11 protein-coding genes are annotated in these 24,188 nt (G+C 51.7%); 6 read left to right on the top strand and 5 right to left on the bottom strand.

All coding sequences use genetic code 11. The features are described from left to right. The first annotated feature begins 27 nt into the window (after positions 1-27). The gene (locus tag P8N76_19750; protein MDG2383917.1) at positions 28-1,995 is read left to right on the top strand and encodes a sulfatase-like hydrolase/transferase; all 1,968 of its coding nucleotides are present in this window, start codon (positions 28-30) and stop codon (positions 1,993-1,995) included. A 253-nt stretch (positions 1,996-2,248) separates the two neighbouring features. Here P8N76_19750 and P8N76_19745 read toward each other — a convergent pair whose 3' ends face one another. Then, entirely contained in the window at positions 2,249-3,514 is a 1,266-nt protein-coding gene (locus P8N76_19745) for a hypothetical protein (GenBank protein MDG2383916.1), read from the bottom strand. Between the two features lie 170 nt (positions 3,515-3,684). Here P8N76_19745 and P8N76_19740 point away from each other — a divergent pair, with 170 nt between their 5' ends. Together P8N76_19740 and P8N76_19735 are read left to right on the top strand one after the other, a co-directional pair. Beyond that, positions 3,685-6,165: a glycoside hydrolase family 127 protein gene (locus P8N76_19740; protein ID MDG2383915.1), complete on the top strand. Its 2,481-nt coding sequence runs from the start codon at positions 3,685-3,687 to the stop codon at positions 6,163-6,165. Positions 6,166-6,217: 52 nt separating this feature from the next. Beyond that, positions 6,218-7,975, top strand: coding sequence for an arylsulfatase (locus P8N76_19735; protein ID MDG2383914.1), 1,758 nt, complete (start codon positions 6,218-6,220; stop codon positions 7,973-7,975). Between the two features lie 553 nt (positions 7,976-8,528). On the opposite strand, the gene P8N76_19730 is transcribed toward P8N76_19735, so the two are convergent. The 4 genes from P8N76_19730 to P8N76_19715 form a co-directional block, all read right to left on the bottom strand. Beyond that, a complete protein-coding gene (locus P8N76_19730) occupies positions 8,529-8,675 on the bottom strand; it encodes a hypothetical protein (GenBank protein MDG2383913.1) in 147 nt (48 codons plus the stop codon). Positions 8,676-8,971: 296 nt separating this feature from the next. Next, complete coding sequence (locus tag P8N76_19725; protein MDG2383912.1) at positions 8,972-11,008, bottom strand: vanadium-dependent haloperoxidase; 2,037 nt, start codon at positions 11,006-11,008, stop codon at positions 8,972-8,974. 412 nt (positions 11,009-11,420) lie between these two features. Next, entirely contained in the window at positions 11,421-17,534 is a 6,114-nt protein-coding gene (locus P8N76_19720) for a lamin tail domain-containing protein (protein ID MDG2383911.1), read from the bottom strand. A gap of 235 nt (positions 17,535-17,769) precedes the next feature. Beyond that, positions 17,770-18,555: a LamG domain-containing protein gene (locus P8N76_19715; GenBank protein MDG2383910.1), complete on the bottom strand. Its 786-nt coding sequence runs from the start codon at positions 18,553-18,555 to the stop codon at positions 17,770-17,772. A gap of 523 nt (positions 18,556-19,078) precedes the next feature. Between P8N76_19715 and P8N76_19710 the strand changes: the two genes are divergently transcribed. The 3 genes from P8N76_19710 (at position 19,079) to P8N76_19700 (ending at position 24,006) form a co-directional block, all read left to right on the top strand. Beyond that, positions 19,079-20,287 carry a PEP-CTERM sorting domain-containing protein gene (locus P8N76_19710; protein MDG2383909.1) on the top strand — a complete coding sequence of 403 codons (1,209 nt, stop codon included), beginning with the start codon at positions 19,079-19,081 and terminating at the stop codon, positions 20,285-20,287. Between the two features lie 65 nt (positions 20,288-20,352). Next, positions 20,353-22,227 (top strand): VCBS repeat-containing protein, encoded by a 1,875-nt coding sequence (locus P8N76_19705; GenBank protein MDG2383908.1) that lies wholly within the window; start codon positions 20,353-20,355, stop codon positions 22,225-22,227. A gap of 21 nt (positions 22,228-22,248) precedes the next feature. After that, positions 22,249-24,006 (top strand): ASPIC/UnbV domain-containing protein, encoded by a 1,758-nt coding sequence (locus P8N76_19700; GenBank protein MDG2383907.1) that lies wholly within the window; start codon positions 22,249-22,251, stop codon positions 24,004-24,006. Positions 24,007-24,188 lie beyond the last annotated feature (182 nt).

The raw sequence follows: 24,188 nt of genomic DNA, 5'->3' as shown, positions 1-24,188 counted from the left end.
GATGCCGCAAAGGCGGGCTAAATACAAATGTCGAAATTCATTTTGACAATCGCGACCTCCCTGTTGTCTGTTTTGTGGGGTATCACGCTTGCTGCCGAAGAACGCTCTGCCCGCCCCAACATTGTTTGGATTTCACTCGAAGATATCACGCCGATGATGGGCTGTTATGGCGACGAATACGCGCGCACTCCCGTATTCGATCAGCTCGCGGACATGAGTATTCGCTATACCAAGGCACATTCAATTGCGCCCGTTTGTTCGGTGTCTCGTTCGAGCATCATCACCGGTATGTATCCAACTTCATTGGGAACGCAACATCATCGCAGCAATGTGGGACAACCACCTGCGTTTGTCGAAATGCTTCCGAATCTGATGCGTGAAGCGGGTTATTACACCAGCAACAACGCTAAGAAGGATTACAACATTGGAGGTGATCGTTGGCACGAAAGTTCGAAGAAAGCCCATTGGAGGAATCGGCCTGACAAAGAGCAGCCGTTCTTTGCCGTCTTCAATTTTGGAGCCTGCCATTCCAGCATCACAAAGATCTCTGAAGATGGGATCGTTCAGCAGCGATTGGATCGACTTAAGTCGGAAGATTTTCACGATCCTGCGAAGGCTCCGATTCCTCCCTATCATCCCGACGTGCCTGTATTTCGCAAGGCGTGGTCGCGCTACTACGACGCGGTCACTCAGGTGGACTATCAGGCCGGTGAAATCATCCAACAGTTGAAAGATGACGGACTCTGGGAAGACACCATTGTTTTCGTCTGGGCCGATCATGGTGTTGGCATGCCGCGAGGAAAACACAACGCCTGGGAGCAGGGCACGCATGTTCCACTGATCGTTCGATTTCCGAAGGGATATCAGCACTTGGCGCCAGCAAATCCTGGATCGACGATTGACGGTCTGGTGACACTAATGGATCTCGGACCATCTGTCCTGGCAATGGCTGATTTAGAAACGCCTAGCTGGATGGATGGCCAGCCCTTGCTGTGTCAGACGGGGCCCGGTGAAATTGACTATCACGACTTCTTGATTGGTATGAGAGATCGCTTAGATAGCCGCTATGAAATGGTTCGCAGCGTGCGTGACAATCGATTTCGTTATCAACGTAACTTTTTCTCTCACCTGCCTTTCAAACCATACGAAGATTATGAATTTAACGCTCCGGTTTTAAAGAGATGGGTTGAGCTCGCGAGACAGGGTGAGCTAACCGGACCGCAGGCGATGCTTAACCGACGTTTTAAGCCCTTGGAGGAGCTGTATGATTCCCAATACGATCCTCACATGATTCATAACGTGATCGATGATCCTCGTTATGCAGAAGTCGCGGAAAAGATGCGGAAGCGGCTTCACGATTGGATGCTCGAAACCCGCGACCTGGCCTTGATCGAGGAGTCTGAAACGTTGCAACGGGCGGTATCCCACGCATCGCACTGGGATTTGGGTCAGTCTCTGGAAAACTACGAGCAGATCCTCGACACGGCTGACCTGCAGATCCAGGGCAAAACGGCAATTCCTCGGCTGCTTGACCGGATGAAAGATGCTGATGCAGCCGTCCGCTTTTGGGCCGTGCTTGGGTTGGTGACTCTTCGGTCCAACGATACCGATGTCATTGCCGGTTTGTTGGATGCCACGAAGGACGAATCGGTCAGTGTTTCAACAACTGCGGCCGACGGCCTTTTTAACCTCGGCCGCTATGAAGCGGGGCTTCCAGCGATCATCGCTGCGTTGAACCATCCGGTTCCAGCTGCCCGAGTGAGGGCTTCATGTATTCTCGACACGCAGCCTCCATCTGCCAACAACGCACTCCAGCCCGCCCTGGCAGCATTACGAGGTGCGGCCGCCCAGATGAACGTAAAAGAATTGCGAGGTATTCCCTACGGGCTCAATCAGCCATTTGAGCGTGCGATGAAAGCCATCACTGGGGAAGAAACTTATTATCGTTGGAGTTCGGATGGCTTAGGGCAATACCGGGATGAGGAATCGCCATGAAGCGTCTATCAACTTTGGTAGACGTCTGAATCCCGAACCCATGTCATGGGTAAAACGTTATCGTTTCCTGATCGAAAAACGCCCTCCGTCATCGATGAGGGCGTTTTGATAGAAACGAGTGTGACGTGCTCCGGTCATCTGCGGAAAACAGCATTCGTCAGACTGCTGCTATTGGATGAGCCTTCTGTCGCAAAGTTTGCTCTAGCGGTCTGGTGAGACGAAGCGGTTGGCCGGATTGGCATCAGGCGAATGGTTAAGACCTTGACGAACGCGGCATCCGATTCAACTTCAAGCATGCGGCCAACAAAGCTGTACAAAACAATACGAGCGAGTTGGGTTCGGGAACTGCTTGAACGGCTGTCCTCACTCCCATTTCATACCCACCGTCACTGAAGGCAGCAACAAAGTCAGCTGATGAGAATTCGCCGTCGGCGGTCCAGTCGCCAGTTGCCCACGTTGAGTTGAACTCGATGTCATCTTCGTATTCGCCTGTTTGAAAAACGTTAACAAGATCCGACGAATCGAATTCCCCATCCAGGTTGGCGTCTCCAAGCCATGTATTCTTGATTTCGTGAATCATGTATTCCAGGTCTTGCAAATCTACCGTTCCATTTTGATCCAGATCATATGGGCTTTGTTCATCATTCAAGCGAATCGCGGTCTGTAAAATGTCGATGTCCGCGACGGTGCAAGCGCCGTCATTATCAAAATCACCGGCCACCGCGGAACCAGCGCTAATGCTGAGTCCATTGTCTGTTTCGCTAAGAATTGCGGATGTCGAACCTCCATTGGCAGTCAACCAACCTTCGTCGATGTAGGCTTGATACTTGTTGAAATTCCGAGCGCCGGAAATATTCACAATGGCTTCGTCACTTAGGTCGATCGCAGCTTTTCCTGTGTTATCCGGGTTCATATCTAGGTGACTTGAGAGATTGATTTCTGCCGTGCCGCTCAGCGACATCGATCCTTCGCCAATCTTTCCGCCAACACGAAGCCAGTTCGCGTTGATGGTGCCTCCGCTCATCGATACCTCTCCCTTTTGTACTTGATCGTCGTCGCTACCAACAAACTGTTCGGGTACCACCACGAAAGGAGCGTTGATGGTTCCACCGGACATGATCATATGGCCAAATGAGCCTTCATGATTGGCACGATTTCCGCCTCGACCGACGTTCAAGGCCCAATTGCCAACTGTTAATGAACCCCCGGTCATTTCGAGTCGGTTATCACCCCCAAACGCGCCTACGTGTAAGCTGAAAACATTGGCGTCGACCGTTGAATCGATCAAAAGAGTGGTGTCATCCGACACCATCTGAATATCCGTATGCCATTTTGGATCGACCTCGCTTGGGTGGGTAAGGGAGTCATCAGGAACGACACCGGTGGACCAATTGTCTGGATTGCTCCAGAGATGATCATCGCCAAAGTCGGTGAAGTTTTGACCTGCGTCCAAAGATGACAAAGAGGCGGTTAGTATTAGTAACGAAAGAATCTTGATTAGGAAAGCGTGTGTCCTCATGTTGTGCTCCGATGGTTTGTCTGGCAAAGCCTAGAAATTAACAAACTAAGACGATTGCCGCGATTCTAGAAAAACCATTTGTTGATTGCAAAAAAAACCACGGATAAATTGATTATGTTAAAATCCGCTGTGTTTAAATCCCTTCCGGGCCTGTTTTGGGGGCGATAGCGATGAAGATTGGGGTTTTGGCAATCCTTGTTTTGCCTCTTTGTCTTCAAGTGACGGTGGATTTGGCAGTTGCTGACTATCCTTTGCAGCCGGTGCCGTTCAATCGAGTGGAAATGACGAGTGATTTTTGGCGTCCACGGTTGGAGACGCAACGTAAGACGCTTGTGCCCTTTGCGTTTGAACGCACTCAACCGGGGGTCGAACACCTTCAAGCTGCCCGCGATTTTCTCGCGGGCAAGGAATTGAAAGGGCATCGGCCACACCGGTTTATTGACTCCGATCTGTATAAGGTGATGGAGGGTGCGGCTTATTTGTTGCAGTTGCGTCGAGATCTGGATCTGGAAGCAAAGCTTGACGAACTGGCGACGCTGATCGAGGCCGCGCAAGAGGGAAACGGATATCTTTATCCCTCGCACACAACGCGTGTGGGTAAAAAACAACACATGATGGGGGACTCGCCATTTACGTTTGTCGTTCATAGTCACGAGCTCTACAACGTCGGGCATCTTTACGAGGCAGCGATCGCTTACTATCAAGCTACAGGAAAACGGCGATTACTCGATGTCGCTGAAAAGAATGCTCAGCACATCAATCAAGTCTTCTTTGTTGGCGATCCAAAATACAATCAGGGCAAGCCGATCCGCCAGGCACCTGGTCATCAGGAACTGGAATTAGCTTTGGTCAAGCTGCATCGGGTAACCGGAAAGCAGCTCTACCTTGACATGGCGAGAAAGTTTCTTGAAATACGCGGCGTAACGTACGTTCCGCAGGGTGAAGGCGTGATGGCACCCACCTACGCTCAACAGCATGCGCCTGTCATGCAGCAGAAAGAAGCCGTCGGTCATGCGGTACGCGCGACATACCTTTACTCGGCGATGGCCGATGTTGGAACGCTGACCGGAGAGGCCGGTTATGGCGAGACGCTTGATCAAATCTGGGGAAACATTACCAATACGCGGATGCATATCACCGGTGGGCTCGGTGCGGTTCATGGGATCGAGGGTTTTGGGCCTCAGTACGAACTTCCCAATGCGGACGCTTTCAATGAAACCTGCGCCGCAGTGGGCAATGTGCTTTTCAACTACCGCATGTTTCTGTTGCACAAAGACGCCAAGTATTTGGATGTTGCAGAGGTTGCATTACTGAATAATGTGCTTGCTGCGGTGAACCTTGCAGGCAATCGTTTCTTCTACGTCAACCCGCTGGACGCGGACGGCAAGCATCCGTTCAATCACGGTACTGCCGGGCGAGCTCCGTGGTTTGGTACGGCTTGCTGTCCGTCGAACATGGCTCGTCTGTTGCCGCAGGTGCCCGGTATGACTTATGCCCATGATGATCGGGACATCTACATCACGTTCTACGCCGAGAGTCGCACGGAGATTCTGTTGGACGAGGTGAAGATTGGACTTGAGCAGCTGACGGCTTATCCGAATGATGGCGAAATCAGCGTGGTCGTGAATCCCGATAAGCCTCAGCGGTTTCGCATGCTGTTAAGGATACCGACCTGGACAGGCGAGCGTTTTGTGCCGGGGGAGTTATACCGTTATATGGGTCCGTCTGCTGAGCCCGTTAAACTGACTGTCAACGGCGAAGAGATTCCAATGCAGATCGAGAAGGGCTTCGTGGCCATCGACCGGCAATGGAAAGCGGGCGATCGCGTGCGGTTGATTCTGCCGATGCAGGTCCGTATCAACGATTGTCATCCCTCGGTGAAGGCAAATGTGCAACGCATTGCACTGACACGCGGCCCTTTTGTCCTGTGTGCGGAGGGTGTCGATAACGGTGGTGCGACACAACGTTTCTTTTTCTCAAAGACTCCCGATCTTGAAAATGCGAGCGTGACGACAAATAAGATTGACTCAGGGTCGTTCCTACAAGTAAGAGTCGATGCCGAGACGGTCACGGCAGACGCGTCGGTGAAAGATTTACCGTTGAACTTGATTCCCTACTACGCGTGGAACAATCGGGGTGTCAGTTCGATGACCGTTTGGTTTCCTCGTGATCAAGAGCTGGCGGTATTTGACCCACATCGATTGCCCAAGGAGAGCATTTTCTCGAAAGTCACTGCCTCGCACACGTTTGACGAAGACACCGTCACTGCCATTGGTGACAGGAAGGAACCGCACTATTCCAGCGGCAGAAAAGTTGCCCGTTGGACCAGTCGTCCGCAGCGAGGAAAGCCCCAATGGATCGAAGCTCGATTCGAGGAAACCAAGAGTCTGCGAAGTGTTGGCGTTTATTGGATGCAGGACCAATTCGATGTGAAATTTCCGGCTCAATGGTCGCTGGAAGTCGAAGAGAATGGGAAGTGGAAGCCGTTCCAACTGTATGTGACGGACGAGTACGGAACGCGTGCAAATCAATACAACGTTGTCCACCCGGCAGGGCCTGTCGACTGCGACGCGATTCGCGTGCGAATGACGCCCCGCGAAAATGCTTGTGTGGGGATACTCGAATTGATGACAGAATTTGAGAATCCATAGACGACGTGGAATGCTTTTCGCTTCATAGCATCGCTTCAGAACACGGATATTCATGATGATTCGAAAATATAGAATTTCAGCGTTATGCATTGTTGCCGCCGCATTTCTCACCATGGTTCAACCCTCGTTTGCTGAGTCTCAACGCCCAAATATCATTACCATTTTGGTGGATGATTTGGGCTATTCTGATCTCGGCTGCTATGGCGGTGAAATCGATACCCCGAACCTTGATCGACTTGCCGAGGGCGGCGTTCGTTTCACGCAGTTCTACAATACCTCTCGCTGCTGTCCGTCACGGGCAAGTCTGCTGACAGGGCTCTATCCGCATCAGACAGGAATCGGCTTTATGGCTTATCGTGACTACGGTCACGGTTATCGTCCAAATCTGATCGAGGAGTGCGTGACCTTTGCGGAAGTTTTGCAAGACGCCGGTTACCAAACGATGATGTCAGGGAAATGGCACGTGGGGCATACGGATTTGATCGCCCGCCCGGAAGTCCGCGGCTTCCAGAAGTTCACCGGGATCTATTCCCACGTCGATAGCTACTGGAAAGTACTCAAAGGCTGCGATATCTACCGTGACAAGCAGCTGTTTATCGAAGCTCAAGAAAATCCTACCAATCCCTATCGTCCGGAAGCCGAATTTTACACAACCGATTTCTTCACTGATGTTGCGCTCGATTACATTAGTCAGGCGACGAACAGTTCGTCCCAGCCATTCCTGCTGCATCTCTGTTACAACGTCCCGCACTTTCCACTCGAAACGCCTGACGACTTGATCGATAAGTACCGAGGTCGATACATGAGGGGCTGGGATGTGCTTCGCAAGGAGAAGCTCGAACGAATGAAACGGATGGGGCTGGTTTCACAGAACCAACAACTGCCCGAGGTCAAAGGATTCCGTAACGACAAAGTTCCTGGCTTCAGCGAGGTCGGTGTCGAAACCGAAAGCCTTCCTGCCTGGGAATCGCTCTCCCCGGAAGATCAAAGAGAAATGGACTTTCGCCGAGCGATGTACGCTGGCCAAATCGACAATCTGGATCAGAATATCGGCCGGTTGATAACTCACTTAAAGCAGCAGGGGATCTTCGACAACACCGTGATCGCTTTCATTTCCGACAACGGCTGTTCCGGAGAAATGGGGCTTTTTGGTATGAATTGGAAGAAGGGCCGGGACGACCACGTGAAATCTGGCTGGAACCGATATGATTACCGATCGGATAACTACCAAGAGTGGCGCAATAAGAGCGGTTGGTCAATCTCGCAGGGCCAGTGCTGGGCAGCCTACTCAAATACGCCGCTGCGGAAGTTCAAGAAGTTTGTTCATGAAGGCGGCATTGCGAGTCCGTTTATTCTCCATTGGCCAGCCGGAATCAATCGACCTGGCTCCATCTCATCGAAGGAATTTTTCCACTTAATCGACGTGATGCCAACGCTTTGCGATATTGCCGAGGCGGAGTATCCGAAGAGGTACCAAGGAAAAGCGATTCCGCCGATGGAAGGTATTAGCATGCTACCTTTTATTAAGAATCCAAACGCGCCAGCCAAGAAACGAACGATCTTTTGGCAACACGAAAATCACTCGGCTGTCCGTGACGGCCATTGGAAGCTGGTCACCGGTAATGACCGATCAGACAAAACCTGGGAGCTGTACAATCTCAGCGACGATCGCAGTGAGACCCGTAACCTGGCCGCAAACGAACCTGAGAAAGTCGCGTTGTTGAAAGGCAAGTGGGCCGAATGGGCGGAGCGAGTTTCCGCGACTCCTTTTCCGGAGCAGCGCGTCGATGAGAAATCGGTCAATCCGTAACGGGGCACTCATTCCACAGGGGAAAGCTGACAACGGTGCTGCCACCCAGTGTCTCCCTTGGACGAACCGGGTTTCTTTGCTGAAAGTTTCCTGGGAATCCGGGCCGTTGGCTTGTCCGATCCGGTGAAAGATGGGCAGTCGATTACGCGCAAATCACTTTCCGTCAATGAATGCTGTGTTTCTTTCAACAAGTCGTAGTTGCTGTTTTACCGATGTTTCAGCACGGCTGTGATCCAGCAAGCCTCGCATCCAAAGAATAAGATCATAGAAGCTGTAATTTGCGAGGCTGAGGTGACGTGGTGGTCAATCGCGATCAGGTCGGCGTGATTCAATCGCGTGAGCCGTCTTGGCGACAAGGTCAACTTCGATGACCTGGAACGTTTGCGTGACATTGGAATTGTCGGTCAGTGTGAACAGTTTCATGACTGAACCAGCTCGCTGCCAGATTCCCCGCACGGTTCCAGAGATGAGTGTACCGTCTTCCAGTAGTCCACGACCGTTGCCAGTAAAATCACCGGCCAGTTTGGTTCCCGGATTGCGCCCGGTAGGTCAGCTAAACGTGACCGTATCCTGGTACTTCACCTTCAAAGCATGAATCGGAATAGTCGTCTCGAATCAGAATCGTGGTCAGTGTCATATCCGCTTCAAAAGAGGGCTTCTCGAATAATTCCACGATTTCCATTCCTCCTGGCCAATGCACTCAATTCCTTCGTTGAACACGGACGAACCCAGCGCACATTGATTGTCTGCTTGACGAAACGATTTTATGGTGCAGACCATTCAGGCCAATGTCAAGTACTGCAGATCCGTTTCGTCAGGCAATTTCTGTCCGTTGGCCGCCGTGAAGCCTCGCATCCAGTTGCTATCTGTTGGTATCGATGGACGTGTTCATCGAAGTCCACACACCTCGTTTATTGAGGTTTAGCAAGGTGTGAAAAAAATAACACAATGTCGTTATTTCGAGCATCCAAGAATAAGATCGTCGTCGCGGATTTTCTAGTGTCGTGGGGCGGCGAGGCGCAAAAGTTGGTCGAGAATTCTGAGATTTCGGCCTCCGTTTCGCTTGATCTTGAGTGCGAACAGAAGTGAGCTCAACAGCAGGAGGTAGGAGGAAGGTTCCGGGACGCCATGGAAATGTTGGAGTGCCAGGTTGAAGCTGTCATTGCCAATCACTTGGCCCATGATTCGCCCGGCAAAATCATCTTCCGGTACATGAATTCCTCCCCAGAGGCGGGAAATACCGGCTTCGTCAGCCGCATCGTAGTAGGTTGCCCACTGGAGCGTGACTGGCTCACTGGGGCCGGCTTCAAAGTCAAGAAATTCGGGCGTGAAGGTAGCTTCGGCCAAGCCGTCGGGGAAGTAAGCATCACCAGTGAACCGCGTCAATACTTCTGCAGCCGCACGACTGAAAGTGCTGTGCCCCGAGACATAGGAGGCAAATGCGGGAGTCACAAAGTCGTCATTCTGGTAGGGCACCCAATTCTCGGCGAGGATCCAATCGGTTCCACTGTTTCCATTTTCTAGGGAAGTCGGTTTGTGATTCCAAGCGTTGATGGCTAATTTACCGACGATCTGGTCGAGTGACACAAAGTTTTGGACCACGCCGTCGCTGGTAAGATTGGCATTGATGAAGGCATTGTGATGCCGACCACCGGGCGCTATGGAGTCGGCGGTAATCATTTCAACCAGGCCAGTCTCTAATGGCAATCCGTCCGGATGGTAAGAGGGGAGTGAAGGATCCGTCGATTGCCCCAGCGCCGCTAGGTAACGAATCATTGTGATTGGTCGTGCATAGTCATACTGTCGTTTTGTGCCCCAGGCGGCGACCGCCGCATCATGGGTACCCCCGTTGAGCGTAAAATATAATTTTGTGTCCCATTCGAGGTCGTCGACAACCGGCCCTGATCCGCCAATACGCTTCACAAGCGATGGATGATCAGAGACGTCATTTGCAATGACGTTCCAATGTCCCGGGGGCGTTTCTGAACCGGGTCCATCAGCCCAGAACTCTGCCAACACCCGGCCGTAGTCCGCTGTTTTGACGTAGTTGGCAGGGTAGGGCTTTCCTGTGGTGGGATTGACGGCATGTCCCACGCCTGTGTTAGTTCCAAGCGGACGATTTCCATTAACTGCAGGTGAAGTGTTAATCGGCTTAGCGCCCGGACCCTGATTAGGGTCGAGACTTCGACTGTAGCGGATCAATTCCAACACGTTATCAACATAGGTTTGATGATCGTCTCCACCGAATTGGGGTGGTGGCCCCGGGTCAATGGTTGACCAACGATTCGTGCCGGTCGGATGCTCACGCCCCAGTGCAAACGTTGCCACCTGGCCCCAATGGGGGCCGATATATTCTTGCAAGCGGGCTTCCAGCGGACCGCCGTTATGCGAGACGAGTGAATCAACAAGAAGTGGTTGCCACCGATTTGGATCGATTTCATTAAGATTTCCGTCGTAGACAGACGGGTAGTCAACAAGCATCGCGGTACTCGATTGAACATAGCCGGTGTTGTCTCGGTAGGCATTGATGGGATCAGTTTCGTTACAACCGTCATTGATTGTTTTTTGGATAACAATTGCGGCGATTCGATTGCCAATGGCCGAGGGGCTATTCCCGATGGTCGATGTGTTAGAGGGGTCAAACCCGAGTCTCGTCATCAAATTGGCAAAATGTTGTTGTGACGTCGTGGGTTCCAACGCGAGTGCATAACGGTGTGAGAGCACCCGGTAGGCGGCAAAACTAATCGATTCTTCGCGGGCACTCTGGGGATCCGGTGAGTTGTGTTTCTCGGTGAAGAAATGGCCTTGAGCCACATGGTCATAGGTGGCCCAAGCATCGTACATTGCTGACGAAGTGTGATAGAGATTTCGGGAGTGTACGGTTGGTGCAGGGAAGTCAATGCGGATTGCATCTAAGAGTGCTTGATTCCATTGACGGGCAACGGACTGGCCATCTGCCTCGCCTGGCCAGTAATAGAAACTCATTAGGCACAACGATAGTGTGATGAGTGAGTTTTTTTTTCGGCGCAACATTGTTACTCTCGGCTACACGTTTGAAAGGTGAAAACGCATCAGTCGAAACTCTGTGCGGGTTTCGCTGCCATGTTTATGTGGTTTTGAAACGAAACACGTTTCTTGGTGCGTGTTTCGTTATCAGCGTCTCATTTATCTTCGATCCGCCTTCGCCTGTTGATTCAGCATAGTGGGATTAGTTGCCAAGCCCAGGAAAAAAAATTAAATTGTTTGAAATTAAGGGTTTCTACGGCGTGATCGTTAAGTATCGTAATCGTTGTCGGATTTCCGCTATCAGCCATCAATAGAGTGTCTGCACGGGAACGCCGGCAGGAGGCATGCCGTCGATTCCTACGAGGTCATGTTTATCCAACTTGGTTTCGTTCTCTGGCTGTCCGACCGGGCGGTGGCAAGTCACGCCGCTTAACGCCGCTCAATCAGTGGACCTATCAAAATGATGATCGTCGACTTCTTGGAGCAAGAGATCGTGCGTGCTCGTTGTCGAGGTCGCCAGTCTTTGATTGGCTCTGCCAATGAGGGTGCGTTTTCGATCCTCCGATGCTTGCAAGCCCCAGTCCAAAAAAACCATTTCGCGTACTCGCAAGGCTGATGGGCTTTGCGTATCTGCTGTTGTGACGTTTGGTTGTTGTTGCCCCTCATTCAATGGATCGCGAGCGTTTTGTTCACTCCGCAGTCGGGCCGCAGCAATTGCTGCTGGTATTGGCAGTTGAGGTTGGGCAGCTAATGAAAAGCCACCCGCTTGGAAGGCAAACACCAAGTCCTCGGTAGCAAAGTCACCGTCGCAATTCCAATCACCTTCCGACCAAGTTGAGTTGCCGATGGTTTGATCTTCATATTCACCTGCCTGAAACACCAACACAAAATCAGCGGAATCAAAGCGTCCATCAAGGTTTGCATCACCCACATCCGTTCCCATGGCCGTTTCAATGAAGAATCTCACATCCTCCATGCCAACGGAGCCATTGCCATTAAAGTCAGCTGCTTGATCGGTGGTCGTGATCAAATGGCACATGCGAGTGATATCAGCCTCATTGACTTGTCCGTCTTGATTCAAGTCTGCTGTTATCGATTGGGTCAATCCTGGGGTTGGTTGAATGGCCTGCCAGTTGCTCGGGTCATTTGGGTCGTTGGTTAAGTTAACAAGTTGCAAGGATGCGCCCTGACCGTCAGCTTGATTTGGCCAGGGAGCTTGATCTTGGTAGGTGAATTGCAAGACAGTACTGCCCGTTGCATCGTCGACTTTGATCCGCTCACCTTGGTTGTTGAGGCGTCCGACGAAATTACCAGCGATTCGGTTAATGTCGGCTGTGGGGAACGCAGTCACAAAAGCGTTGGTGTCTTTGACGACTAGCCAACTCTCACCTGGTTCAAGCCGTGTTCCCGGAGGGAACACAAACGGTTCGCTGGGCCCCTCACTGATTTGCACACCGCTCAGGTCCAGCAGGGTGGCTTGATCGGCCTGGCTGATGTTCGTGAGTTCAATAAATTCGGCATCTGAAAGCTGTGAGGGATGGTAATGTAATTCACTAACCCGCAAGAAGCGTTGTACGTTCGAGGGCGCTTGAGGTGTGGAGTGCGTGGCGACAACGGCCCCGGTATTACTAATCAGTTGGATCTGTTCACCGAAATTCGACAGATGGCCTTGGTAGTTGCCGAGCACAAACCGCCGCTGGCCACTGCGAGGCTCCTCCGTACGACGGTGAAAGGCGTTGAGATTGGGAGAAATGTAGAGTGTTGAGTTTGCGGGGATTACGGTACCGGGCTGAAAACGAAATTCGACACCACCGCTGATTTGCCATTCGGAAAGATCAACGGATGAGTTGCCTTCGTTGACGAGCTCGATGTATTCCTCGTCTTGATTTCCGGACGCGGGATTGAACTCCACTTGCCCAAAGCTGAGTTTTGCTTCTGACACGCGCTGTTCACCGGCAAGTAATCGCGGTCGCAGTAGCATGTCATTACTGAAGGTCGAAGCGTTCATCGCATGAATTGCGAGTATATTCTCTCCTGGTTTCAACAGGTTTGGGAAGGCGGAAATGTCAAAGTCGTGGTAGTCGGTCGTTTCAGTGGCCGGTGAGCTGGCTCGGTCGTCCCAGCCCGGATTCGCCTCAATATTTTCCTGCCAGACCGGTGCGCCATTGAGATAGGCTAGGAACCCGTCATCGAATTTCATTTGCAAGATCAGATTGTTGACGGCAGTCGGATCTTCGACCTGAAAACGATAGCGAGCGAAGATGGAGGTGCAGCGAGAGCAGACTTCACGGGGCTCTAGGCGAACTCCAATGTCGGGTGCGTAAATCGGATTTCGACCGTTGTCGAAGCCCACTCCCGAAGGCCCGACGATCCACGTCGATTCATCGAACGGTTCGTTACCCCCTGTCCAGTTTTGTCCCAACGAATCATCTTGCGGCACCATGGCAGCGACAGTCACATTTTCGTCGAGCAAAACCAAGTCGGCAGTAATCGGTTCATTTCCGGGTAATAAGCCTTCTGCTTCTAATTGTTTTTGTCGAAAGGCCACGTTTGATTTGATGCGATTGACTCCACTGCGAATGTTGCCAGCTCGCCATTTGAGATGATCTCGATCCGCGTCAACGGTGAGCAGGTTGTAGTACTTATCCACGCCCCGTTCGAAGTAGCCTGTGTTGAGGTATTGGTCCACAAGCGTGCGAACGCGACGTAAGTACATTTCTCTTGTGGCTGGGGTGTCCAGAATTGCGTCGTAAAGATGGTTTTGATGGATCGGATTGGGGGACTGGGGATGTTCTGAATCACCGTAGAGCACACTGGAGAAGTGGTCGACGGTAAAGCGAGAAAAGGCTTGATCCATGTCCCAGGGAAAACGACTCCATTGGTTGCTGCCATTGACGTCGCGATACATGTAATAGTTTTTGGTCAGCCGATCATGATTGGGCATGATCACGTTGCCAGCCATATCGTTGATGACCTGAGGCAAATTGATGTGATCAAAAATATAAGTCGATCGATCGACCCCATCGATACGGTTGTTGATGCCGTTGGTCAACGCGGTCAGATCGTCAAATGATTCGTCTTTGCGTGTTGCTTTCAGGTAGTGTGCTCGGGAAGGATTCGGGCGAAGTGTCGACATGACGGCGCCTGAATTTGCCTTGTACATGGATCCCTCAGGATCGAAGCCATTTCGTCGCAGGAAGGTTTCGTCGACTTGCTCGACAAAAGATGCCAGGCTGTAGAAATCGCCGTTCTGGCGTGTATGCATGGGGAAGGCCAGGGGGGCTGCTACCCCGATTTCACGTAGCCACTCAAACGCCAGCGTTTCACCCATATAGGAGACGGCTCCCGTCTCACGATAATGCGATTGGAGATTGAATTCTTCGACTGGCTCAAACTCGTCGGAGTGGTGGAAATAGTTCCCCTCATTGAACTCAAATTTGAACTTTGGTTTTGTCCAGCTGATGGTTGTCAATCCACGAGCACGTACTTGCACGTTGTCGTAGAATCGTCCCTCATAGTAAACGGATGCTTCTGACCATTTCGTGTTGTTGCCTCCGCCAGAAACGTGCCAACGTGGTTCGGGTACGAACCATTCAAACACGGGCAACGGTGTCTCGATCGCTTCGTCACGAATCACCGTGCCGTAGTAACGATCTTGGCCGTCGGTCTCCACGGGATTTGGCAGGTAGGGTGAGCGGAACCGATTTCCGATTTTGTCCTGAGCCGAAACGAAATAACGGATCATTTCTCCCTGGTTCGCCACGCTGCTGGGGATCATTGCCGTGTAGATGCCGTCTCCCGCCAAGGTGTCGGGTAGTACGCCGTCGTCTCGCATGGGAAGTTGTTGTTCTGACTCATACATCACTCGGTAGGAGAGTGTGAGTAGATCGGACTCATCAGGTGCTGTGGCGAGCTTTGCCGTCACTGTGATCGGTTGTGTTGGAGTGGGAGTTAATGGTTGGTGTTGGACTTGATCGATCACTGGGCCGAGGGTTACCCCGTCAATCGAATTAGCGGCCCCCGGGGATGGGCCGCCCAGATAAGCGAATTCATGACGGTCTAGGTTCGATTGTTTTCCCTCTAATTTCATCGCCAGTAGAAAGTCGACGTCATTCGCATCCGCATTGAGTCCATGCACGGCGAGCACATTTTCGCCCGGCTGTAGCTTGGTTCGATGAGATGTTAGATTGATCGTTTCCGAAACCAATGCCAACGCGTCAGGATGCCTTGCGGTCGCAGCTGAGTTCCAGTTCAACAAATCGGGTGCATTTCTGCGCGCGATTTCTTGGCCGTTTAGATAGGCCACAAAGCCGTCATCGTATTTTGCCGAGAGTGATAGTTGCTGAAATGAAATGTCTGGATCAGTCTGGAATGGTAAACGAACATAGGCAGTTGCGTTTTTGCCATGCATGGATCCCGCGAGATCGATCTGGATTTGACTGGAATAATTCGCCACCGTCGATTCATCCACAGGTATCTGTTGCGCAACCGAAAAGCTGTCGTAGGCCGCCACATTTTGGCTGGCGTTCCCAGTGGGGCGTGTCCGCATCAAGCCGACATTCATCGAACTCGGATCTTGCCGGATCTCGGCCAACGTCTGGTCAAATGCCAATTGAACCGAGGAGCCGTTAATCAACGATCGGCGAAAGTCACCAACGCTTGTACTCATTTCGACAGACTGTTCTTGTTGCACGACTCGGAATCGGATTCGATCGGCTTCCTCAACGCCGCCCAAAATAAGCTCCAGTTGCAAGGGTTGGCCGGGATCCATGGCGGTAGCAAATTGATCGCTGGAAGTCACCACGAAGCTGTCTCGAAACGTCCCCGTGGAATTCGTTTGGAAGCCCAACTTTAACTCGACCGTACCGTTCTGTAGTGGCTGGGCCAGGGCAAAGAGCCCCCCTTTTCGATCACCGCCTTTTGCTCCGGTGCCCTGACGGTGTAAAGCAACAAGCCCAAAGTTGGCGTTCGCATCAGCACCGGGTGCCTCACCTATCTCCCAGCGTGCCTCGGTGCGAACTACCACTGGGTGCTCAAAGTTAAATTCTGAGAGGGGAGACAAGAACACCGCGCTACCACTGCCACCTCCATCGATCAACAAACGACCATCGGGATTCGCGTAGGTGACAAATTCAGATGTTTTCCCCACCACGGCCAAGCGGGTGGCATCTTCCCCTAACGCAGATGGTCCCGAATTGGAGAATTCCGCCAAGAGAAGATTTCGTTCACTCAGCTGGGTGGGTAGTGGTTTTCCTTGATCGAAATGAGCTCTAATCAGACCGGGCGATAAGGCTCGGTCGTAAACAGCTACCTCATCGATCGTTCCAGTAAAGAAAAAGTCGGCTTCTCCTTCGGTGGCTCCAGCGCCGATACGTAACGGATTTTCTCGGTTGGGCGCGAACTCAACATTCAGTCGATCTGCCTCGACGCCATTTACATAGAGCACCTGCTGGTTGGTTTCCTGGTCATAGGTTCCTACTAAGTGAGTCCATTTCGCTGTTTCGATCTGTGGACCGCGGAGGATATTCCAAGATCCTTTGCCATCACCGGTCCAGAATTCCCAATGATTCGAAGATCCCGCGTAAAGCATGTATCCGGCTTGCGGTGAAACGTCACGTGATGTCAGAACTGACCGATAGCCGCTTCCCTCGTCAATCTGAACCCAAGCTTCGGCGGTAAAACTTTCGTTGTTGAGCTGGTGATCAAAGGGTACGTCGACTTTGCGTTCTTCCGTCGACTCGAATCGAAGCGCGTGATCTAACTGACCGATCAAAACACCATCCGCCACTTGTTCGATCTGTGGTTGATGAAACCCCGCTTGAAAAAGTCCCGTACTGCCGACGTTTTCGGCAACGCGCCCCGAAGATTCTTCCAACTGCCAGTATCCGGTGGGACGATCTGCCAAGACGGTTGTCGCATAAGCTCCTTCGTCGGGTTGCCGTGCTCCCCTGTCAAATCCAACGGCCCAAGGGGCTCCTGGCTCAGGGGGGAGGGCAACCGTCCACGATTCATCGATCGTTGCGTCATGACGGGTCCAACGGGTCCCGAGTTGATCATCCTGAGGAACAAGCGTTTGTTGGGGTGAGTTGGGACCCGCTAAGTCGATCGAAACAATGTCGGGTATCACGCCGTAAGAGACGTCTGGTAGTTGTTTGGGGAAGGTCACCTGACTCACAATCGTGTTGCCATCTGATTTGACCAGGGCCAGTGATTCACCCGCTGCTGACAAACGGAAATTGGTGTGAAGTGCTACGCCGGGGATCGTAATGTCTCGCCCCGACGCATGGACGAGCAAGTGTTCGTCCGCATTTAGCCTCGTGACTGGGAACTGCCATTTGTCGCGTTGTTCCAGATCATCGGTGAGAAACCAACCATCCAAATTGGCCGCTGCATCGCCGGCGTTGTAGATTTCAATCCAATCAGACGTTTCGCCAAACGTGTCGACGAGAGAACCGCGATTGCTGGCCATGAATTCGGAGATGATTGGGTCCGCTGCCAAGAGGCAACGAGCTTCCAAGCTTTCAATCCGAGAGTGGTGGTGTCTGCGATTCATTCATGACATCTTTCAAGCACTAGAAGAGGCCCCAGACTCTCAGTGTAACGATTGTCGGGAAAAATGGAGTATTTTAACTTCCTGCGTGCCGCTTTCAGAGCAATCTGCGAGCATTGATTCCTCTTGCTACGAGGCATTTCGCCTGCTCAAGCTCAAGAAATAAAACAACGCCGTTCGGCATGCGTGCCGAACGGCGTTGTTGTTTGTTTAATCACAGGTCGGATTTTTAATCAGCTCATGCTTTTCGGCGTCGCAAGGACAGCAGCGAAAGCATGCCAACAATTGCGAGGAGGGCAGAGGAGGGTTCGGGAACACCGTTCACCATGACCGACTGAATCTCACCTTGGCTCAGAGCAGAGTTGAAAAGTCCAATGTCATCAATGAGCCCGTTGAAGAAGAAGTTGGTTCCAAAATCTTCGCCAGCACCAATGTTAAAGGGTCGAGCTGATTCTGGATCGGTCGAACCATTGGGCACATAACCCTGGCCACTGACTTCAGCTGCGTTTTCGCCGTCGAGCCATAGGATTTTCGTGTCCGTTGATCCGTCGTAGGTAATCGCCAGGTGACTCCATGTGTCGAGTGCACCGTTCGGTCCAATGTCGCGACCCCAGGTTCCAGGTGCGCCACCGCCACCGGTCCAGAAATCCCATTGGTTTTCCGGGGTGTTGTAAAGAATGTAACCATTGACGGTCGAGCCATTGTCTTCACGGCTGGTCACAACCGAATTCCAACCCGCAGTGTCGGCCGGGTTGACCCAAGCCGTCAACGAGAAGCTTTCGGGATTGAGGTCCGCACTGAAGGGAACCTGAATTCCACCGGATCCCGCGAACGATGCGGCGTTACCAAATTTACCAGGTGAATCGAAAGTAACCGATTCGGCGATGAAATCCGCATCGTGACCGCCTGCAACATCGTTCCCGCCATCGTTCAGTGGCCAGTGTGCTACAAGGTCAGCGTTAGTCGTTCCACTAAGTCCAATTGAAATGGTTGCCGCCAAGGCAAGTGCAAAAAGCTTTTTCATGTTTGTGGTCCAGTATGCACAAGTGTTTACAAAAGTTGTGGACGATCTTGAGCAACAAAAAAAGGAACGCAGTCAAAAAACCTCGCCCATGGCGACGTCCTTCGACTGCGTTCCTGATTGTTGTTCGATCGTCAGTAGCGTTCCGCGATTGTCGTCGGAATGCCCGACGAATTCTCATAGCTCTTTTAGTTACAGCGACAATGGTAAGTGATTTTGGTGGTAAATCAATCAGCAATTTAAGTTTTTTGGGTTTATCGAATCGTTTATTTGAATTTGTTGGCAACGAATTTAAACGATGATTCGCGAAGTGAACGATCGAAAACTCTATTCGTTCAGATTGCTTAACAATGCGAGATCCGATTCGGTTTATTTCTCCTCGCTCTCTCGCTCTCTCGCTCGGTGCTCATTCCGGTTCCTAATTGAGTAGAAATCTTATTGCGATTCTTGCAGGAATGATTACCATGGCCGGTGTCGTCTGTATCTGTTTTTATGGAATGTTTTAGATCGAATCAGAGGTTGACTAATGAGAATTAAGACCACGTTTCTAACCTTCTTTGCATTGCTTCTCGCAATCTCGACCGACGGCTTGCTCCGAGCTGACATTGTCGCCCATTTTCCGCTTGATGAAGATTCGATCGACACGATCTCTGGTTTTGAAGGCGATGACCCCGAAGTTGAGTATGGCAGCAACGGAGTGTTTGGCGGCGCGGCATCGTTCGAAGGTTTTGGTGGTATCGCTGTGCCCTACGATGAAGCACTCAATCCGGAAGACGCGTTTTCGGTAACTGCCTGGGTGAACCCAGCTGAATCTGCGGGATGGAATACGGTTGTCTCAACCAGGTCTCATTCGACAGGAGACGAAGGTCAATACATCACTGGATATATCCTCTACAACACGCCCGGTGAGGAGTGGGACTTCTGGACCGGTGGCGGTGGCGCACCAGGATCGTGGGGACGTAATCTTGGTGATCTCTCGGAGCTTGATGAATGGCAGCATTTGGCGATCACTTACGACGGTGAAAGTGATACGAAAACGCTATACATTAATGGCGAGGACGGATACGTTGTTTCGAATCAAGGTTACGAAGCAAATCCTGAAGAAAGCAACCCGTTCTTGATTGGTGTAGGCGATGACGTCGGTACCAATTTCTTCTTTATCGGCCAGATCGACGATGTTTCGGTTTGGGATGAAACGCTTTCACAAACAGCGATTCAATCAATCATGACGGATGGTGTTGCTGCATTTGTGGAGGGAGGCGATGGGGTCGCCGGTGACTTTAACAATGATGGTGTCCTAGACGCTGCTGACATTAACGCGTTGACGGAGGAAATTTTGACCGGTGGAGCGGGGCAGATTTTTGATGTCAATTCAGACGGCGTGGTAAACACGGCAGATCACCTGTTTTGGGTAGAGTCGTTGAAGAATACCTACTTGGGCGACGCGAATCTTGACCTTGTTTTCGATAGCACCGATTTTGTCAGTGTATTCGCTGCAGCCGAATATGAAGATGGAATTGCAGGGAATTCCCTTTGGCAAACGGGCGACTGGAACGCCGATGCCGAATTCGATAGTAGCGACTTTGTGGCGGCTTTTTCCGGTGGTCCCAAGGGTCCTGGCTATGAAATTGGACCACGAGCTGCAGCTGCAGCTGCCGTTCCTGAGCCCAGTAGCTTGGTTTTACTTCTGATCTCGCTGATCGGATTCGCTCGTCTGCGACGAAATTCCAAGTAAAATAGAGGTATGAATTAGGCGGCGGCCGTGTGCCGTCGCCGTTCTTTCTTTATTTGGAATCAGTCGTGAATCATTTGTCGGCTCAAAAAAAGTGGCGGCTTTGCCTGCTGTTGCTCGTTTGTCTTGGCTCGGTTGGTTGTGATCGTTCGGCGGAAGAAATAGCAACCCACTCATCCCCTCATGCGTTGCCGGATCGGCCGACCGATCGGATGCCCGCGAAGGCAGAGCCCGCGAAGGCAGCATCTGCTGTTTCCGCGACGGCCTCGCCAGCGGACGCGTCAAAAGCGGTGGGAGACGCGATCCGCTTCACCGACGAATCTGTCGTTCCGGCAGTGACTCGGCAACTGAAGCTTCTCCAGCAATGTTTGCAATCACCGGACGCCGATGTTCCGGTTTGGGTCACCGAGCGATTTTCAGCATCTTCACTTCGGCCCTCAAACCTTGCGGTTATTTTTCGAAGCGAGGATTTCACCGTCTGGCGTCAGGATCAATCTTTGTTAGGCGATGAACAGAGATTCGATTTTCAAAGAGCCTTTTCACAACTGCGGCAGGTGTTCAGTCCGGATCAGGAAATTCATTTTTCTGTTCATGTCTACGAGGTCGAAAAACAAGCCGACCAGATCGTCACCCGCGCCCATATTGAAATCGACGGGCAAAGCGATAGAGGATTGGTTGAGATTGATGCTCATTGGCATGTGACTTGGAAACCGTCCAAGGCAGAGGAATCATTGGAGCTGTTGGAGATTGAGGTTGCTGCTTTTGAAGAAGTACTTTTGAAGCGAACGAAACCTTGGTTCGGTGACATGACGGCAGCCGTATTTCGAAACTCGAAATCGTTTTCAACACAGTTGGCCTATGACAATACCCATTGGCGCAGACGAATCGAACGGCATCACATCATCGACAAGTCGGGACACCATGGTCTCGCAGTTGGCGATATCAATTCGGATGGACTGGATGACTTGTACGTTTGCCAGCCAGGTGGTCTTCCAAACCGACTTTATCTTCAACAGTCTGACGGTTCGGTGGTGGATGGTTCGGCCGAAGCCGGAGTCGATTTTCACGATAATACACGCAGCGCGTTGCTGATCGACTTTGATAACAATGGCAGTCAGGACTTAGTACTGGCGACCGTATCAGGAGTTTTGTTTCTGAGGAATGATGGTCACGGCCGTTTTACGCTGGCGAACAATATCACTGCGATTGTTGATGCGTATTCGATGGCAGCCGCCGACTACGATCACGACGGCGATTTGGATATCTATGCCTGTCGTTATTATCGGGCCGATGCCGATTCACTTGCCTTGCCGATTCCCGCTCCGTATTTTGATGCACAGAATGGTGGGGCGAATTACCTCATTCGAAATGAAGGAGAGTGGCGAACGTCAAATGCGACTCTGGCTGCCGGTCTTGATCAAAATAACAATCGTTTTAGCTACGCGGCGATCTGGATTGATTTCGATCACGACGGGGACCAAGATCTTTACGTGGCAAATGACTTTGGTCGCAATAATCTCTACCGCAATGATGGCATTCCTGGCGATCCGCCGAAATTCACTGACGTCGCGCTCAAAGTGGGTATGCAAGATGGTGCGTTTGGTATGTCTGCCACCAGCGGTGACTTTGATCGCGATGGTTGGGAAGATGTTTACATTGCCAATATGTTTTCTTCTGCGGGCAGTCGTATTAGTCGCATGGCTGACTTTAAGCCGGAATTGGATAAAACCAAACGAGCTAAGTATCAGCATTTGGCTCGAGGGAATACCTTGTTTCGCAATTCAGCCGGTGGGGCTTTTGAGGATGTCAGCGTTTTATCGGGAGTGACAATGGGACGTTGGAGTTGGGGATCCTTGTTCACTGACTTCGATAACAATGGTTGGCCAGATCTGATCGTGGCCAATGGCTACATTACGGGCGACCGTCCCCAAGATGATTTGTGAAGCTTCTTTTGGCGACAGGTCGTGTCGCGTTCACCGCATGATCTTGAGAGTGCCCGTCAAGCAGAGCGCTCGCAGAGTGGTTACCGTCAGCAGTTATCTCGTCTTGATCAAATGTTGGAAAATGGCGAGTCTTGGAGCGGTAACGAGCGGAATTGTGCCTTTCTCAATCTGGGAACGAATCATTCGTCTACCGCACAGGTTCATTTTGCTACCGTTTCAGCGCTGACGGGGTTGAATTTTCTCGAGGATTCAAGGGCTCATGCGCTCGTTGACTGGGATCAAGATGGCAATGTTGATCTTTGCACGACGAGTCGGACAGCACCTCGACTTCGCCTGATGCGCAATGAGTCGACCAACGAAAATCGATTCATCGCCTTACGACTGATTGGGAAATCCTGTAATCGCGATGCGATTGGGGCTCGTGTCGAAGTCAAAATGACCGGACAGCGTCCGATCGTGAAGACCTTAAACGCTGGCGAAGGCTTTTTGTCGCAATCATCCAAATGGCTTCACTTTGGTCTGGGTCCGCCACCCGCAGATCTTCGTACAGCGCCCGCCATTGAATCGCTGGACGTGTTTTGGCCTGGAGCGACTCAACCACAATCTTTTCGCGATTTGAAAGCTGATTTCTTTTACGAAATCATGCAAGATGTCCCGGTTCCAAAGCAGCTAGCGCGGCGGCGAGATCTGAGCCAACAGTTGGTCTCAAAAGCTCTTGAGCTACCGGGCACGAGCGACTCAGCGCAAATCTTGTTGTCGAGTCGACTGCCGCTGCCACCGCTTTCATTTAAGCAATTTGATGGTGCGACCCAGCAGGTGGTTCAGGGGGAAGGAGAGGCCGTCTGGTTAAATTTGTGGGCGTCCTGGTGCGCACCTTGTCTTAGAGAACTACAAGAGATCAGTTCGCGAGCTGATGAGTTGAGAGCTGCGGGAGTAAAAGTGGTGGCCCTGTCGCTCGATGACTTTGAGCAGCCAAACGTTGAACCGACCAGTTTGGCGGATGCAAAACGCTGCGTACAGGATTTGAAGTTTCCGTTCATCGCTGGAGCGGCTCCGGCCGAAACGATTCGGCGATTGCAATTTGCCAGTCAACAGATTTTCGGTCGTCAGAGTCAAACCGACCTGCCGGCTAGTTTTTTGATTACCGCTGATGGCGAACTTGCCGCGATTTATCGTGGTCCTGTTTCCGTTGATCGATTCTTAGCTGACGCTGCCACTTTGTCTGCGGACCCGAAAGGTTTGATGGAAGCCGCCCTGCCGTTTCCTGGTGTCTGGTTCGATGGTCGCCGTCGCTCGGTACCGATTGGTATGGTTGCCGACTTGATTGATCACCAGGCAGCTCAGGAAGCAGCTGACTATGTCCGTGTTCATCAATCGGACTTGTCTCAGCAACCGGGTTATGCCGAAGTCGTCGGCTATCTGGGGACGCTGCTGGCTCAAAAAGGGGATTTGGAACAGGCCTTGGAAATGTACCGCAAGGCATTAGAAGCGGATCCCAAAGCGGTGCCCGTCCTGAATAACATGGCGTGGCACTTGGCCACCCATCCGGATCCAAGTCAGCGCGACCCACAACTGGCAATCCAACAGGCGGAAGCGGCTGCGAAGTTGACCAACTATCGCGTTGCCTCAATCCTGGACACGCTGGCAACCGCTTACGAGGCGGCTGAGCAATCTGATCAGGCTCGAGCCACGCTCGATCGAGCAATTGAAATCGCCCAGCAACGGGAGCAGACAGAGCTCGTGACGCGTTTGAAAGCGAAACGCTCTAAATTGGAGTAGGTCTGCTTTTGATCACAATCGATTTGAAAGGGCCGGGGCTTCTAATGCCTGACTCTCCCTGCCGATCAACTCAAGCTGAAATCGGCCGTTGCTAGTTCGTTTCAATCGCTTGCCTGTCAGCTTGTGATCAGACTTCGCGAATCGAGCCTGATTCGCGAGTTACCCGCAGAGTCAACCAGCCA

This window comes from Pirellulaceae bacterium (assembly GCA_029243025.1).
Lineage (GTDB): Bacteria > Planctomycetota > Planctomycetia > Pirellulales > Pirellulaceae.
The sequence above is the reverse complement of the archived record's forward strand: the minus strand, read 5'-3'. Positions and strand labels throughout refer to the sequence as shown.

Coding starts and splice junctions, on each gene's coding strand:
- P8N76_19735 (MDG2383914.1), top strand. CDS start 6,218: ATGATGATTCGAAAATATAGAATTTCAGCGTTATGCATTGTTGCCGCC.
- P8N76_19715 (MDG2383910.1), bottom strand. CDS start 18,555: ATGAAAAAGCTTTTTGCACTTGCCTTGGCGGCAACCATTTCAATTGGA.
- P8N76_19710 (MDG2383909.1), top strand. CDS start 19,079: ATGAGAATTAAGACCACGTTTCTAACCTTCTTTGCATTGCTTCTCGCA.
- P8N76_19740 (MDG2383915.1), top strand. CDS start 3,685: ATGAAGATTGGGGTTTTGGCAATCCTTGTTTTGCCTCTTTGTCTTCAA.
- P8N76_19745 (MDG2383916.1), bottom strand. CDS start 3,514: ATGAGGACACACGCTTTCCTAATCAAGATTCTTTCGTTACTAATACTA.
- P8N76_19725 (MDG2383912.1), bottom strand. CDS start 11,008: ATGTTGCGCCGAAAAAAAAACTCACTCATCACACTATCGTTGTGCCTA.
- P8N76_19720 (MDG2383911.1), bottom strand. CDS start 17,534: ATGAATCGCAGACACCACCACTCTCGGATTGAAAGCTTGGAAGCTCGT.
- P8N76_19750 (MDG2383917.1), top strand. CDS start 28: ATGTCGAAATTCATTTTGACAATCGCGACCTCCCTGTTGTCTGTTTTG.